Annotated in this window: 15 protein-coding genes; 7 read left to right on the forward strand and 8 right to left on the reverse strand. The window is 67.7% G+C overall.

Annotated elements, in window-relative coordinates; genetic code table 11:
- The 4 genes from AAHB16_RS11645 to xdhA all read right to left on the reverse strand — a co-directional run.
- Positions 1-615 (reverse strand): adenosine deaminase family protein (locus AAHB16_RS11645; protein WP_342050943.1); only part of this gene is annotated, 615 nt, incomplete at its 3' end.
- Positions 616-677: 62 nt separating this feature from the next.
- Positions 678-1,676: a xanthine dehydrogenase accessory protein XdhC gene (gene xdhC / locus AAHB16_RS11650; RefSeq protein ID WP_150372379.1), complete on the reverse strand. Its 999-nt coding sequence runs from the start codon at positions 1,674-1,676 to the stop codon at positions 678-680.
- Positions 1,677-1,683: 7 nt separating this feature from the next.
- Positions 1,684-4,080, reverse strand: coding sequence for a xanthine dehydrogenase molybdopterin binding subunit (gene xdhB, locus AAHB16_RS11655; protein ID WP_342050944.1), 2,397 nt, complete (start codon positions 4,078-4,080; stop codon positions 1,684-1,686).
- Between the two features lie 9 nt (positions 4,081-4,089).
- On the reverse strand, positions 4,090-5,646 hold the full coding sequence (xdhA, locus tag AAHB16_RS11660) for a xanthine dehydrogenase small subunit (protein WP_150372377.1): 1,557 nt from the start codon (positions 5,644-5,646) through the stop codon (positions 4,090-4,092).
- A 252-nt stretch (positions 5,647-5,898) separates the two neighbouring features.
- Here xdhA and AAHB16_RS11665 point away from each other — a divergent pair, with 252 nt between their 5' ends.
- The 5 genes from AAHB16_RS11665 to AAHB16_RS11685 all read left to right on the forward strand — a co-directional run bounded on the left by AAHB16_RS11665 (position 5,899) and on the right by AAHB16_RS11685 (position 11,158).
- Positions 5,899-6,846 carry a LysR substrate-binding domain-containing protein gene (locus AAHB16_RS11665; protein WP_342050945.1) on the forward strand — a complete coding sequence of 316 codons (948 nt, stop codon included), beginning with the start codon at positions 5,899-5,901 and terminating at the stop codon, positions 6,844-6,846.
- 62 nt (positions 6,847-6,908) lie between these two features.
- Positions 6,909-7,508 carry a DUF4126 domain-containing protein gene (locus AAHB16_RS11670; RefSeq protein ID WP_150372375.1) on the forward strand — a complete coding sequence of 200 codons (600 nt, stop codon included), beginning with the start codon at positions 6,909-6,911 and terminating at the stop codon, positions 7,506-7,508.
- A gap of 9 nt (positions 7,509-7,517) precedes the next feature.
- A complete protein-coding gene (locus AAHB16_RS11675) occupies positions 7,518-10,070 on the forward strand; it encodes an ABC transporter permease (RefSeq protein WP_342050946.1) in 2,553 nt (850 codons plus the stop codon).
- Positions 10,071-10,082: 12 nt separating this feature from the next.
- Positions 10,083-10,502: a group II truncated hemoglobin gene (locus tag AAHB16_RS11680; protein ID WP_150372373.1), complete on the forward strand. Its 420-nt coding sequence runs from the start codon at positions 10,083-10,085 to the stop codon at positions 10,500-10,502.
- A 17-nt stretch (positions 10,503-10,519) separates the two neighbouring features.
- A complete protein-coding gene (locus AAHB16_RS11685) occupies positions 10,520-11,158 on the forward strand; it encodes a DUF924 family protein (RefSeq protein ID WP_342050947.1) in 639 nt (212 codons plus the stop codon).
- A 39-nt stretch (positions 11,159-11,197) separates the two neighbouring features.
- Here the strand turns inward: AAHB16_RS11685 and AAHB16_RS11690 are convergent, their stop codons facing one another.
- Positions 11,198-11,587, reverse strand: a complete 390-nt coding sequence (locus AAHB16_RS11690) for a hypothetical protein (protein ID WP_342050948.1) — start codon at positions 11,585-11,587, stop codon at positions 11,198-11,200.
- Between the two features lie 142 nt (positions 11,588-11,729).
- Complete coding sequence (locus AAHB16_RS11695) at positions 11,730-12,401, reverse strand: DUF1120 domain-containing protein (protein WP_342050949.1); 672 nt, start codon at positions 12,399-12,401, stop codon at positions 11,730-11,732.
- A 255-nt stretch (positions 12,402-12,656) separates the two neighbouring features.
- Between AAHB16_RS11695 and AAHB16_RS11700 the strand changes: the two genes are divergently transcribed.
- Positions 12,657-13,367, forward strand: coding sequence for a TetR/AcrR family transcriptional regulator (locus AAHB16_RS11700; RefSeq protein WP_150372369.1), 711 nt, complete (start codon positions 12,657-12,659; stop codon positions 13,365-13,367).
- Positions 13,364-13,948 carry an LOG family protein gene (locus AAHB16_RS11705; RefSeq protein WP_150372368.1) on the forward strand — a complete coding sequence of 195 codons (585 nt, stop codon included), beginning with the start codon at positions 13,364-13,366 and terminating at the stop codon, positions 13,946-13,948. The genes AAHB16_RS11700 and AAHB16_RS11705 overlap by 4 nt, the downstream gene beginning before the upstream one ends.
- 19 nt (positions 13,949-13,967) lie before the next feature.
- Here the strand turns inward: AAHB16_RS11705 and AAHB16_RS11710 are convergent, their stop codons facing one another.
- Together AAHB16_RS11710 and AAHB16_RS11715 are read right to left on the reverse strand one after the other, a co-directional pair.
- Positions 13,968-14,423, reverse strand: a complete 456-nt coding sequence (locus AAHB16_RS11710) for a diacylglycerol kinase (RefSeq protein WP_150372367.1) — start codon at positions 14,421-14,423, stop codon at positions 13,968-13,970.
- Positions 14,380-15,465: a glycosyltransferase family 4 protein gene (locus AAHB16_RS11715; protein ID WP_342050950.1), complete on the reverse strand. Its 1,086-nt coding sequence runs from the start codon at positions 15,463-15,465 to the stop codon at positions 14,380-14,382. The genes AAHB16_RS11710 and AAHB16_RS11715 overlap by 44 nt, the downstream gene beginning before the upstream one ends.
- Positions 15,466-15,518: the final 53 nt, after the last annotated feature.

Here is a 15,518-nt window from a genome sequence, read left to right on the forward strand (position 1 = left end):
GCCCCCCCCCCGGGCGGGCGCGACCGGCCAACCCCCCTGCACCGCGGCGGGCCCCACCCCGCGCCCCCACTTCTCGGGGGGATGCCCCCGCTCGGAGGAGTCGAGCCCCACGCCGACGAAGCGGTCGCGATAGGGCAGCGCCGCCTCGAGCGTGGCAAACGCGTCTTCCTCGGACAGATGCCGCAGGAAGCAGAGGATCATGCTGCTCGAGAAATCGTATTCGGTGCGCGCCTGCGCGAGCGCGTCGGCAATGCCGTCGATGACGGTGCCCATCGGCACGCCGCGCGCGGTGTGGGTCTGCGGGTCGAAGAAGATCTCCGCGTGGCGCACGTTGTCGGCCACGGCACGCTGGACGTAGTCCATCGTCATGTCGAAGAAGTCTTCCTCGGTCAGCAGCACGCTGGCGCCCGCGTAGTAGATGTCGAGAAACGATTGCAGGTCGGTGAACGCATACGCTTCGCGCAGCGCCTCGACGCTGGGGTAGGGCAGCGAGACCTGGTTGCGCTGGGCCAGGCGGAAGATACGCTCGGGTTCGAGCGTGCCTTCGATATGCACGTGCAGTTCGGCCTTTGGGGTACGGCGGATCCTGTCCGCGAGCGCGGCGTCGATGGTCATGGGGCCCTCTTCTATGTCTGTCGGTGTCTTCGCGCCAGGCTTCGTGAGCCCGGCGCGCCGGATTACTGCGCCACCGCCTCCATGCGGCTGGCGGACAGCGCGGCAATGCGCTGATCCCGCACCTGCAGCAACTGGGCGACGATCGCTACCGCAATCATAGCCGGAGCCTTGTCCGTAATGCCGGCGACACCGATCGGACACGTCATTTCCGCGAAGCGGACGGGGTCCACGCCGTGGTCCGAGAGCCGATGCTCGAAGCGCGCGCGCTTGGTCTTCGAGCCGATCAGCCCGAAATACGCGAAATCCGTCCGCCGCAGGATGCGCTCGCACAGCGACAGGTCCAGCGCATGGCTGTGCGTCATGACGAGGAAGTAGCTGCCGGCGGGGGCCTGATCGACGACGGCCTCGGGCGTGTCGCTGGCCTCGGCCTCGACGTTGCCGGGCAGATCGCCGGGGAACAGCGTGTCGCGCTCGTCGACCCAGTGCACGCGGCAGGGCAGGTTCGCCAGCACGCCGACCAGCGCATGGCCGACATGGCCCGCGCCGAACAGCACGACGTGGAGCGGATCCGGCACGAGCGTGTCGATCCAGCCATCCTCGTCATGCGTGACCGCCGGCAGCAGCGCGCGGCTGTCGGCGAACGCGACCGCCCGCTGCGCATGGCGTAACGAAACCGTGCGTTCGATGCCATGCCCGGCCGCAAACGCCTGTTCCACCGCGTCGAGCCAGCGCAGGTCTTCCGTGCCGAGCACCTCGAACGCGAGCCATACCACGCCGCCGCAGCATTGCCCGAGCGCGGGACCGAGCGGAATCCGTTCGATGCGACGGGGGGCCGCGCGTTCCGCCATCATCTCGCGCGCGATATCCATGCCGCGCCATTCGAGATGCCCGCCGCCGATGGTGCCGACGAGATCGTCGGCCGTGACCAGCATGCGGATGCCGGCCTCGCGCGGCGCGGAACCGCGCACCTCGGCGATCGTGACCATGACCACGGGCACGCCGGCGCGAATCCAGCGCGCGGCGTCGGCAAAGCGGAAGGGCTTGAGCGGGGCGTCCTGCATCGCGTGCTCAGACGGCTTGCGCCGCTGCCTCCGTGGCCTCGGCGGCCGGGACCGGTTGCGCCGCCCGCATGGCCTGTACCGCCTCCACGGCATCGAGAATCGCCTCGCTCGTGGCCGGCGCGCGCAGTGGCGGATTGATGCGGTAGTCGCCCACCGCGGCAATCGCGTCGCGGATGGCGAAGAACACCGAGAACGGCAGCAGCAGCGGCGGTTCGCCGACGGCCTTGGACCGGTGGATGCTGTCCTCGACGTTGCGGTTCTGGAACAGCCGCACGTGGAAGTCTTCCGGGCAGTCGTTGACGGTCGGGATCTTGTACGTGGACGGCGCATGCGTCATGAGCTTGCCGTCCTTGTTCCACCACAACTCCTCGGTGGTCAGCCAGCCCATGCCCTGGATGAACGCGCCTTCCACCTGCCCGATATCGATGGCCGGGTTCAGCGACTTGCCCGCATCGTGCAGCGCGTCCGCGCGCAGCAGTTTCCATTCGCCGGTCAGCGTGTCCACGATGACTTCGGAGCATGCCGCGCCATACGCGTAGTAGTAGAACGGGCGCCCCTGCAGCTTCGACTGGTCCCAGTACAGCTTGGGCGTGACATAGAAACCGTCCGACCACAGCTGCACGCGCGCCACGTAGGCCTCGCGCGCGAGGTCGCCGAAGTCCATGCGCAACTCGCCGGCGACCACGAGGTCGTCGCCGAAGCACACGGTGTCGGCCTCCACCCCAGCCTTGCGCGCGACGAATGCCGTCAGGCGCTCGCGGATCTGGCGCGCGGCGTCCTGCGCGGCCTTGCCGTTGAGGTCCGCGCCGGTGGACGCGGCCGTGGCCGAGGTGTTGGCGACCTTGCTGGTGTCGGTGGCGGTGACGCGCACGCGTTCCATGCGGATGCCGAGCTCGTGGGCGACGATCATCGCGACCTTCGTATTCAGGCCCTGGCCCATTTCGGTGCCGCCATGGTTCACGAGCACCGAGCCGTCGTTGTAGACGTGCACGAGCGCGCCGGCCTGGTTGAAGTGCGCGACGTTGAACGAGATGCCGAACTTGACCGGCGTGATCGCGATGCCCTTCTTGAGGATCGGGCTCGTCGCGTTGAACGCGCGCGTGGCGTCGCGCCGTGCCTGATATTCGCTCGATGCCACGAGCTCGTCGATGAGTTCGTGAATCACGTTGTCCTCGACGGTCTGGCCATACGGCGTGACGTTGCGCTCGGTCTTGCCGTAGAAGTTCGCGCGGCGCACGGCCAGCGAGTCCTTGCCAACGTTGCGGGCCACATTGTCGAGGATGTACTCGACCGCGAACGCGCCCTGCGGGCCGCCGAAGCCGCGGAATGCGGTATTGCTCTGCGTATTGGTGCGGCCGCAGTATCCGTCGATCTGCACGTTCGGCAGCCAGTAGGCATTGTCGAAGTGGCAGATGGCGCGCGTCATCACGGGGCCCGACAGGTCCGCGGAGAAGCCCGCGCGCGACACCATCTCCACGCGCACCCCTTCGATGCGGCCGTCGTCGTCGTGGCCGACCTCGAAGTCGAAGTTGAAGTCATGGCGCTTGCCCGTGATCATCATGTCGTCGTCACGGTCGGGGCGCAGCTTCACGGGACACAGCAGCTTCCACGCGGCCAGCGCCGCGCAGCACGCGAACATCGCCGATTGCGATTCCTTGCCGCCGAAGCCGCCGCCCATGCGCCGGCATTCCACGAGCACCTGGTGCGCATGCCAGCCGAGCATATGCGCGACCGCGTGCTGCATTTCGGTCGGATGCTGCGTGGAGCACCACACGTGCATGCCGTCGTTCTCGCGCGGCGCCGCGTAGGCGATCTGGCCTTCCAGATAGAACTGTTCCTGCCCGCCCAGGCGGATGCTGCCCGCGTCGCGATGCGCGGCGGCATCGATATGCGTTTGCGGCTCGCCGCGCCTGAGGTGCATCGGCGGCAGCACGTAGCTGCCGGCCGCGTGCGCGGCCTCGGGCGACAGGATCGGCGGCAGGTCTTCGTATTCGATCTCGGCGCGGCGCGCGGCGCGGCGGGCGTCGTCGTGCGAGGACGCCACCACCACGAAGATCGGCTGCCCGATAAAGTGCACGACATCCTTCGCGAGGATCGGATCGTCGTGGAGGATCGGGCCGCAGTCGTTGACCGCGGGAATATCGGCGGCGGTCAGCACGTCCACCACGCCGGGCGCGGCGCGCACCTTGTCGAGCGAGATGGCGCGAATGCGCGCATGCGCGCGGGTGCTCATGCCGAGCGCGGCATGGAGCGTGCCCGCCAGTTCGGGGATATCGTCGGTGTAGGTCGCGGTGCCGGCCACATGGAGGTGGGCCGATTCGTGCGGACGGGAGACGCCGACCTGCGGCGTGGATTCCCGTGCGGTGCTGGCGTCGAGCAGGAACGGTTCGGTCTGCTTGTTCATGTCGTCTCCTCAGGCCCCGGCCACGGCGAGTTCGCCCGCACCCGCGGCCCGCACATTCACCGCCGCGGCGGGCAGCGCGTCGGCGCGGGTCTCCAGCCAGAACCGATAGAGCAGGTTGGCGGCGCCGCGCGCGCGGTACGACGCGGTGGCGCGCATATCGGAGAGCGGCGCATAGTCGCTGGCCAGCGCGGCCATGCCGGCGCGCGCGGTGGCTTCGTTCCAGGGCTGGCCGGTCAATGCCGCTTCGGTCAGCGTGGCGCGCCTGGGCGTGGCGGCCATGCCGCCGAACGCGATGCGCGCGCGCGTGACCACGCCATGCTCCACGTCGATGCCGAAGGCCGCGCACACGGCCGAGATATCCTCGTCGAAACGTTTGGAGAGCTTGTACGTGCGGAAATGCGCGACGCTGCCCGCATGTCCCTTTGCCGGGACACGCAGCGCGGCGACGAATTCGCCGGGGACCATCGCGGTCTTCTGGTAGGCGAGGTACAGGTCCTCGAGCGGCAGCGTGCGGCGCGTCTCGCCATGCTGGAGCACGACTTCGGCACCCAGCGCGATGAGCGCGGGCATCGAGTCACCGATCGGCGAGCCGTTCGCGATATTGCCGCCGAGCGTGCCCGCGTTGCGGATGGGCAGCGAGGCGAAGCGCTTCCACAGTTCTTCCAGTTCCGGATGCGCGGCCGTGAGGGCGGCATAGGCCTTTTCGAGGACCACGCCGGCGCCGATCTCGAGCATCCCGTCCCGCTCGGCGAGCGTTTGCAGGTCTTCCACCTGCCCGACGTAGAGCAGGTTGCCGAGTTCGCGGAACTGCTTCGTGACCCACAGGCCCACGTCGGTGCTGCCCGCGAGAATGCGGATGCCGGGTTCGTTCGCCTTGATGCGGCCGAACTCGGCGGCCGTGCGCGGCGCATAGAAATGCTGCTCGGCGGCGTTGGTGTCGCGCGCGCTGTAATGGAACGTCTCGGCGCGGCGCAGGGTCCGCAGCGTCTCGGCGATGCGCGCGGGATCGAGCTTGCCCGGTTGCGGCACGGGCAGCTGCATCATGCGCTGGCCGGCATCGACGATCGGGCGGTAGCCCGTGCAGCGGCACAGGTTGCCGGTCAGCGCGTCGCAAATCGCGGTGCGGGTGGGGCGGGTGGCGGCGGGCGTGCCGTCGGCCGGGTGGCCGTTCGTATGTTGCTGGTAGAGCGCCCACAGGGACATGACGAAGCCCGGCGTGCAGAAGCCGCATTGCGAGCCGTGGCATTCGACCATCGCTTCCTGCACGGGATGCAGCGCGCCGTCGGGCTGGCGCAGGTCCTCCACCGTGATCAGCGCCTTGCCGTCGAGCGTGGGCAGGAACTGGATGCAGGCGTTGACGGCCTTGAACTCGACGTCCGATGCGCCGTCGCGAAGCTCGCCAATCACCACCGTGCATGCGCCGCAGTCGCCTTCGGCGCAGCCTTCCTTCGTGCCCGTGCAGCGCGCGTCCTCGCGCAGGTACTGCAGTACCGTGCGGGTCACGGCGGCGCCAGTCACCTCCCTGACCTGGCCGCGGTGGTAGAAGCGGATGGTTTGCGTCTCCATGGTTTTCTCTCTTTCGTGGATGGAGCAAACATAGCACTGGCCTTCCTCATGCAATATTCGGCCCATGTGATAAAGGGCATCAGCCACCGGTGTCCGACAGCCTGTGGCAGTCCCGAATTGACCTTGCATGCGGGGCGTACATACACTATGCGCCTCTCCGTTCCCCCCGCGCCAGCCGTGCGGCACCGCGAAGGTGCGCGGCATTGCCCGGTTTTTTCGCCCAGCCCCGCCCGGACTTTATTTCGACTCTTCATGCACGGACGCGACCACCTCGATACCTACCTGTTGCGGGTGCTGCACACGCTGCTGACCGAGCAGAGCGTCACGCGCACCGCCGTGCGGCTCGGCCAGTCGCAGCCGGCCATCAGCAATACGCTGAAGCGCCTGCGCGAGATCACGGGCGACGCCATTCTGGTGCGCGGCAAGAGCGGCATGGTGCCGACCGAGCGCGGGCGCGAGCTGCTGGCGCTGGCCGAGCAGAGCCTGGCCGCGATGGATCGCATCGCGCGGCCGCCGCAGCAGTTCGATCCGTCCACCACGGTGCGCACGTTCCATCTGGGCGCGCCGGACTACCTCGATGCGTTTTTCCTGCCCAATATCGTCGAGCGTGTGCGGCGGCTGGCGCCGGGCGCCAAGCTGTTCGTGCATCCGATGACGCAGTCGAGCGATTTCCTCGATGCGCTGGAGCAGGGGCACCTCGATATCGTGGTCGGCAACTGGCTGTCGCCGCCCGAACACCTGCATATCTCGCCGCTGTTCGACGACGAGGTGGTGTGCATGCTGGGCGCGCAGCATCCGCTCGCGCGCAAGGGCCTGACGCTCAAGCACTACCTCGAAATGCCGCATCTGGCACCGGCGCCGTATGCGTCGATGCAGCGCAGCATGATCGACCAGGCGCTGGCGGAGCAGGGATTGAAGCGGAATATCCAGGTCACGCTGCCTTACTTCGGGCTCGTGCCGTACGTGCTGATGAAGACGGACATGGTGTTCACCACCGGACGGCAGTTCGCGGCGCACTATGCGCAATACCTGCCGATCCGCATGGTGCCGTCGCCGGTACCGTTTCCGCGCATGCGGTTCTACCAGCTCTGGCACGAACGCAGCCACGCGGCGCCGGACGTGATGTGGCTCCGCCGGGCGATCGCCGAGGTGGCCGCGGACCTGCCGCAATTGCCGAAGCTGGAGACGGTGGCGGAGTAGCGGGAAGAGGGTGTCTCCCGCTTCCGTTACACTCGACATCATCTGACCACCGCGAGGCCCCCATGCTGGAAACCGCCGCGCTGGCCGCGGGCATGTCCTGGGCCAGCGGATTGCGCCTGTACCTGGCCGTGCTGACCGCGGGCGCGCTCGCGCGGCTGGGCTGGCTGCAGCTGCCCGGCGGCCTCGACGTGCTGGCTTCCTGGTGGGTGATCGGCATTGCCGGCGTGCTCGCCGTGGCCGAGTTCGTCGCCGACAAGGTGCCCGGCTTCGACACCGTCTGGGACAGTATCCAGACGTTTATCCGCATTCCGGCCGGCGCGGTGCTGGCCGCCGCGGCGTTCGGCCATATGGACCCGCAGTGGATCGTCGGCGCCGGCCTCGTCGGCGGCACGCTCGCCGGCACCGCGCACGCGGCCAAGGCCGGCACCCGCGCGCTGATCAATGTCTCTCCGGAACCTTTTTCCAACTGGCTGGCCTCTTTCACGGAGGACGTGACCGCCACGGGCGGGCTGCTGCTGGCATTCTTCCTGCCTGTGGTGTTCTTCCTGCTGCTGGCCGTCTTCCTGATCGTCGCGATCTGGCTGATCCCGAAACTCTGGCGCGGCATGCGCCGCCTGCATGCGAGCCTGCGCGGCCCGCGCGCGCCCTCCGACCGAACCTGACCGTCATCGATGTCAAACGACTCCGCCCGTTTCTCCCCCTGGCATCAGGCCCTGCGCATGGCGCGCCGGGACTGGCTGGCCGGCGAACTGACCCTGCTGCTGTTCGCGCTCGTGCTCGCGGTGGCCGCGCTGACCAGCGTCGGTTTTCTGGCCGACCGCATGCGGCTGGGGCTCGAACGCGACGCGCGGCAGATGATCGCGGCCGACGTGCTGCTGATCGCGGACCAGCCGTTGCCGGCCGCCTTCGTCGAGCGCGCGACGGCCAGTGGCCTGCAGACCGCGCAGACCGTGACGTTCCCGAGCATGGCGACGGCGCGGCCCGCGGCGGCGGCCGGCAACGGCGAGGCCGCGAGCCAGCTGGCCGCGCTCAAGGCGGTCAGTGACGGCTATCCGCTGCGTGGCCGCCTCAAGACCGCCACGGCGCCGAACGGCACCGAGCAGGAAGCGGCGGGCATTCCCGCGCCGGGTACGGTATGGGCCGACGAGGCGCTGCTTACCGCGCTGAACCTGCACGTCGGCGACAGCCTCCAGCTCGGCAACAAGACCTTCCGCATCGACCGCCTGATCACGCAGGAGCTCGACCGTGGCGCGGGCTTCATGAACTTTGCCCCGCGCGTCATGCTGCCGCTGACGGACCTCGATGCCACGGGCCTCATCGGCTGGGGCAGCCGCGTGACCTACCGGCTGCTGGTGGCGGGCCCCGACGCGGCCGGCGCGGCGTACCAGACGTGGGCACAGAAGGAGATCGAGACGCGCCACCTGCGCAACACGCGCGTGGAGTCGCTCGAATCGGGCCAGCCGCAGATGCGCCAGACGCTCGACCGCGCCGAACGCTTCCTGTCGCTCGTCGCCGTGCTGTCGGCGATGATCGCCGCCGTGGCCATCGCGATGTCCGCGCGCCGCTACATGCAGCGCCACACCGACGCCTGCGCGGTCTACAAGTGCATGGGCCTCTCGCGCGCCCAGATCCTGACCGCGTTCGGCATCGAGTTCCTGCTGCTGGGCCTCGCGGGCGCCGTGCTCGGCGTGCTGCTGGGCTACCTCGCGCATTACGGGCTGCTGATGTCGCTGGTCGGGTTGCTGCAGGTGTCGCTGCCGCAGCCGTCGCTGGTGCCCGCGGCCGTCGGCGTGGCGGCCGGCCTCGTGCTGCTGGTGGGCTTCGCGCTGCCGCCGCTGCTCGCGCTCACGCGCATCGCGCCGCTGCGTGTCCTGCGGCGCGATATCGGCACGCCCCCGATTTCCGCATGGGTGGCCTACGCGCTCGGCCTTGGCGCGTTCGTCGCGCTGCTGCTGGTGGCCGCGCGCGACCTCAAGCTCGGCCTGACCACGGCGGGCGGTTTCCTCGGCGCGGGCGCGGTGTTCGCGGTGCTGGCGCTCGGCCTGCTTACCGCGTTGTCCAGGGGGATGCGTGGCCGCGCGCGCGGCAGCGTGGGCTGGCGCTTCGCGCTGGCCGTGCTCGAACGCCGCCGCTCGGTCACCGCGCTGCAGACCGTCGCGCTGGCCATCGGGCTGATGGCGCTGCTGCTGCTCGGCATGACGCGCAACGACCTGATCGACTCGTGGCGCAATGCCACGCCGGCCGATGCGCCCAACCGCTTCATCATCAATATCCAGCCCGACCAGCGCGAGCCGCTGCGCGCGATGCTCGAGCAGAACGGCGTCGAGGACCTGCTGTATCCGATGGTGCGCGGGCGCCTGACCCATATCGACGAGCGCCCGATCAAGGCCGACAGCTATCCCGATGGCCGCGCGCGCAACCTCGTCGAGCGCGAGTTCAACCTGTCCTATACCGACGCGCTGCCCGCGGGCAACCAGATCGTCGGCGGGCAATGGGTCGACGGCGGCGATGCCAAGGCCGGCGCATCGGTCGAGGAGGGCATCGCCAGGACGCTGCATATCAAGCTCGGCGATACGCTCCGCTTCGACGTGGCCGGGCAGACCGTGGAGGCACCCGTTACCTCGCTGCGCAAGCTCGAATGGAGCTCGATGCGCGTCAATTTCTTCGTGATCCTGCCGACCTCGCAGATGCGCGGGCTGCCGGCGACCTATATCACCGCGTTCCATCTGCCGGCCGCCAAGGCCTCGCTCGGCAACCAGCTGACCGCGGCGTTCCCGAACATCACGGTCGTCAATACCGACCTCATCCTGCGGCAGGTGCAGGCCGTGCTCGATCAGGTCATTGCCGCCGTCGAGTTCCTGTTTATCTTTACGCTGCTGGCCGGCGTCACGGTGCTGTATGCGGCACTATCGGGCGCGCGCGACGAACGCAAGCGCGACGCGGGCCTGCTCAAGGCGCTGGGCGCCAGCGCCTCGCTCGTCAGGCAGACCCAGTACGCGGAGTTCCTTGTGGTGGGCGGGCTGGCGGGTTTGCTGGCGAGCCTCGGCGCGATTGCCGTGGGCTGGGGTTTGTCCCAGTTCGTGTTCGATTTCCCGTACCGCTTCAATGGGTGGATCGTGCCGGTCGGCGTGGTTTCTGGCATGCTGTGCGCCTTTGCCGGCGGCTGGCTTGGATTGCGCGAGGTGCTCCGGCAACCCGCGCTGGCCACGCTGCGCGACGCCTGACCGATATTTTTCATGACCGACGCCACTGACAACAACGACGCCACCTCCAGCGATGTCACCGCCTATGAACTGGTGGGCGGCGACGCGCGCGTGCGCGAACTCGTCGACCGGTTCTACGACCTGATGGACCTCGAGGACCAGTTCAAGGGCCTGCGCGCCTTGCATCCCACGACGCTCGAGGGTTCGCGCGACAAGCTGTACTGGTTCCTCTCGGGCTGGCTTGGCGGCCCAAGCCTGTACATCGAGAAGTTCGGCCATCCGCGCCTGCGCGCGCGGCACCTGCCGTTCGAGATCGGCATCAGCGAGCGCGACCAGTGGATGCGCTGCATGTCGATGGCGATGGAAGACGTGGGCCTGTCCGAGGATCTGCGGCTGCGCCTGATGCAGGCGTTCTTCCAGACCGCGGACTGGATGCGCAACGTCGCCCGCTGATCGCGCTACCGCCTCCGATGCTTCCCGCCGACGCGCAACGCCTGCTCGATTTCTGGTTCGACGTGCCCGGTGGCCCGGCGTGGAACACCTATCGCCGTGCGTGGTTCAGCAAGGATGCCGCGTTCGATGCGGCCGTGTGCGAGGCGTTGATGCCGATGTGGCTCGCGGCATGCGAACGCGTCGGCGTCAGGGACGGTGACAGGGACGGCGACAGCGACGGTGCGCGGGCCGATTGTGCGCCCGACGATTGGTCCGATACGCCCGAAGGGGCCTGCGCGCGCATCGTGCTGCTCGACCAGATTCCCCGCAACGCCTTTCGCGGCGATCCGCGCGCCTTTGCCACGGACGCGGCCGCGCTCGCGCTGTCCCGGCGTGTCATCGCCCTCGGCTGGGACCGCCTGCTGCCCACGCCGCAGCACCGCATGTTCTGCTACATGCCGCTGCAGCATGTCGAGGACCTCGACGCGCAACACGAGTCGGTACGCCAGCTGACCCTGCTGCGCGACGAAACCGGTCTCGACACGGTCTACTGGGCCGAGAAACATCGCGACGTCATCGCGCGCTTCGGCCGCTTTCCGCATCGCAACGCGGTACTCGGGCGCGCGAACACCGACGAGGAAGCCGCATTCCTCCAGGAACCCGGCTCGTCGTTCTGAGCCCTATCCGAGTCTGTTGCGAGTCTGTTCCGAGCCCCGCTACAGATACTGGATGGTGATCGTCACGTGGGCCGGGCCCTCATCGACTTTCAGGTCGTAGGCCTGCCGAACGATGCCGCGCGCAGGCGGCGACGCCTCGGCCGGACGCGTACCGAACCGCGGCACGCTGGCTCCGGTCAGCCCATCGATCGCACTCACCGCCACGCGCGTGCCGGCGTCGCATTCGAGCACGACGCGAAACGTGTCGGCCGCTCTCGTCGGGACTGCCGGTAACAGTGCGCATGCCGCGGGCTGGATCGTGGCACGGATGCGCAGCCCGACGCTTTCGCCGCCATGCGCGGGCATTGCCGCGGACAGGCTGGCAGCGACGAGCACCACGGCGGGAGAAACCTTCGCGACCTTCGAAATCTTCGAGATGAGCGGCATCATGATGACGTGATTCGAGTGAGTTCGTTCGGAAATTTCCGGGGCGCTCGCAGATGTTGTGCGGGCAGTATAGTGCGTGGAACAGCCAACGAAATCACAAAGGCCGCGAAGGTTGAAGTTTCGCTTTTCTCCGATGTTGCGGCGTTCAGAGGTACTTGATCGTGAACGTCGCGAGGCCGTTGATGGGAACGTCCTTGGTCAGAGGCGGAAGATCGGCCTTCTTGTTGAGGCCGAGCTGCACCTTGTAGGTTTGCCTGATCGTCTTGTACTGACCGGGTACCAGCGACCCCGCGTCGCCGAAACCGTGCCAGCGTGTCGGCGTCATGGCATTGCTCGCGCTGGCGCTGGCGGCCCAGGTCGTGCCGCCGTTGTCGGAGGCAAGCCGCGCGCCGGCCGCGGCATCGACCACGGGGGCCGTGTCGCTGTAGAGGACGTAGGCACCGACCTTCTTGCCGTCCACCTCGCCGACGCCGTAGGTGGAGGCATCGGACTGGTTCGAGAACAGAAAGGCACCGATACCGGGTACGTTCGAGCCGCTGCGGCCATCGGTCGCGGCGAGGGCGACTTTCGTGGGCGCGCCGCAAATGACCGAGACATCCACGCTCTTGTTGCCCAGGTTGGTGAACGCCGTATCCTTCAGCGTATTGGCCGGGATGTCGCCGAAGTCCAGCACGGCGCCGCCCGACAGGGTGACATCGCATGCGGCCGGCTTGATGGTGCCCGTGATTTTCAGGTCTGCGGAGCCCGCGGCGAAGGCGCCGGTCGCGGCGGGGGCGAGTCCTGCAAGCAGCAGGGATTTCCTGATGATGGGATGCATGGTGGATATGGGCTGTTCAGGGGGAGATAAGGGTGCGATTGTCGATCAGACGATTCTGATCGGCACGGCCAGTATCGGCGGCGGCCCGGGCGGGGGTAATCGTATCGCGCTTGTTTTAGTGACACATGGTGACGTGCCCGGTGTCCGCCGCGACCGATTTGTATCCGTCCCGTTACCCCGCGAACGCGTTTGCTTATAATTCCAGACCGGCCTCATCCGCCTTACCCGTCCATTCGCCAGGATCGCCCGCCACCCATGGAAGCCAAGCCTCAGACCGGTCCGCGCCGTACGCGCGATCGCATTCTCGATGTCTCGTTGCGCCTGTTCAACGAACTCGGGGAGCCCAATGTCACGACGACGACCATTGCAGAGGCCATGGAGATCAGTCCGGGCAACCTCTACTATCACTTCCGCAACAAGGACGACATCATCAATTCCATCTTCGTGCGTTTCGAGCAGGAGATGGAGCGGCGCCTGAAGCTGCCCGATGACCACAAGGCCACGCTGGGCGAGAGCTGGGGCTATCTGCAGTACATGTCCGAGTTCCTGTGGAACTACCGCTTCCTGTATCGCGACATCAACGACCTGCTGGCGCGCAACCGGATGCTGGAGACGAACTTCAAGCGCATCGTCGATCAGAAGAAGCGTTTCGCGTTCGAGATCTGCCGGCAGTTCCAGGAAGACGGCGACATGGAGGCCACGCCCGAGCAGGTGGAGGCCGTGTGCACGAATATCGTGGTCATCGCCACGTACTGGCTCTCGTTCCAGTTCGTGCAGCATCCGCGCCAGTACAACGACGCCGAGCAGATCCGCGGGTATCTGCACGGCTCCAGCTATCACATCTTCTCGATCCTCGCGCCGTACCTCCGCGGCAAGGCGCGCGAAGCGTTCGATCAGCTCGCGCGCGAGTACGCCGAGAGCAAGGCGCAACTCGAGAAGGCCCAGGCAGCGAGGGAAGCGAAATGAAAGCGGTTTGCGTGTATTGCGGGTCCAGCCCCGGTTTCCGCGCGGAGTATGCACAGGGCGCGCGCGACCTCGGCCGCGCGCTCGTCGAGCGCGGCATGGCGCTGGTCTACGGCGGCGGCAAGGTCGGCCTGATGGGCATCGTCGCGGACAGCGTGCTCGAGCACGGCGGTACCGCAATCGGCGTGATTCCCGACGCGCTGATGCAGAAGGAAGTCGGCCATCGGGGCCTGACGGAACTGCACGTCGTGCGCAATATGCACGAGCGCAAGCAGATGATGGCCGACCGCGCCGACGCGTTTATCGCGATGCCGGGCGGCGTCGGCACGTTCGAGGAACTGTTCGAGACGTTCACATGGCTGCAGCTCGGCTACCACGACAAGCCCGTGGGCCTGCTCAACGTGGCGGGCTTCTACGACCGCATGGTCGATTTCCTGTCCCACGCGGTCGACGAAGGTTTCCTCAAGCGCATCCATGCCGATCTGCTGCACGTGGCCGACACGCCCGACGCGTTGCTCGGCCAGCTCGCGGCCGCGCCGCGCGTGATCGTCGACAAGTGGCAGCAGGGGCGCGAGCAGGCCTGAGGTCGGGCCGCTCGCGGTTTCACCCCGCCAGCTGCATCGCCCATCGCCACACGATCGGGCCGCCGATCGCGAGCCACGTGCCGAGGCAAAGCAGCAGCGCGAGCATCACGGCCGCGCTGCCGAAGTCCTTGGCGCGCTTCGACAGGCTGTGCCGCTCGAGCGAAATGCGATCGACGGCCGCTTCCACGCTCGAGTTGAGCAGCTCCACGATCAGCACCAGAAACAGCGTGCCGAGCAGCAGCACGCGTTCCACCACGCTCACCGGGAGTACGAACGCGCACGGCGCGAGGATCACGAACAGCGTGAGTTCCTGCCGGAACGCGCTTTCCTCCAGCACCGCATAGCGCAATCCCGACAGCGAATTGATGGCCGCGTACCAGGCGCGCGTCAGCCCACGATTGCCCTTGTGCGGATTCTGCTCGATCGAGTAATCACTCTCCGGCTCGGTGGGTAACGGCTGATGCGGCTTTGGCATGATCGGGCGGGGCGGAGACGTTGTGGGCGCCCGCCACGCTGGCGGTCGGCAGGGGGCGCAGATGCGAGAGGAACTGCTCGGACGCCGCGCGCCACGAGAAGCGCTCGGCATGCGTGCGCGCGGTGGCGCGGTCGATGCGCAGGGCCTCCAGGCAGGCTTCGCGCAGGTCCTCGTGCATGACGCCGGCGGGACTGTCGCCGAGCACGTCGATCGGACCCGTCACCGGATACGCGGCCACGGGCAGGCCGCTGGCCAATGCCTCCAGCAGCACGAGCCCGAAGGTATCGGTGCGGCTCGGGAACACGAACACGTCCGCCGAGGCGTAGACCCTGGCGAGATCGGGCTGCTTGAGCACGCCGAGGTAGTTCACGTTCGGATAGCGCGACTTCAGGCCGGCCAGCGCCGGGCCATCGCCTACGACCCACTTCGTGCCGGGCAGGTCCAGCTGCAGGAATGCCTCGACGTTCTTCTCCACGGCAACGCGGCCGACGTAGAGGAAGATCGGATGCGCGGTATTGAGGACGTTGGCGCGCTGCGCGGTGAACACGTCGAGATCCACGCCGCGCGTCCACAGCACGCCATTCGTGATGCCGTACCTGCGCAGATCGTCGAGCACCACGGGCGTGGGCGCCATGACGGCGCGCGCCGGGCCATGGAACCAGTGCAGAAAACGATAGGTCCACGCGAGCGGAATCGCAAAGCGCGCCTGCACGTATTCGGGAAAGCGCGTGTGATAGGCCGTGGTGAAGGGCAGGTCATGGCGCAGCGCATGGCGGCGCGCGGCCAGGCCCAGCGGGCCCTCGGTGGCGATATGCAGCGCGTCGGGGCGGAAGTCCTCGATGCGGCGGCGCACCTTGCCGCCCGGAAACAGCGACAGGCGGATCTCGGGGTAGGTAGGGCAGGGCACCGTCTGGAATTCAAGCGGTGTCAGCAGATCCACCGTATGGCCCATGGCCTCGAGTTCGCGGCGCGTGGACTTGAGCGTGCGAACCACGCCATTGACCTGCGGTTCCCAGGCGTCGGTGACGATCAGGATTCTCATCGAAGCTCCTTATGTCTCTTGGTGGCGTGTTGCAGTGTTGACCGGGGCAGCGA

Source organism: Cupriavidus sp. OTU4054, from assembly GCF_038440175.1.
Classification (GTDB): domain Bacteria; phylum Pseudomonadota; class Gammaproteobacteria; order Burkholderiales; family Burkholderiaceae; genus Cupriavidus; species Cupriavidus pauculus_D.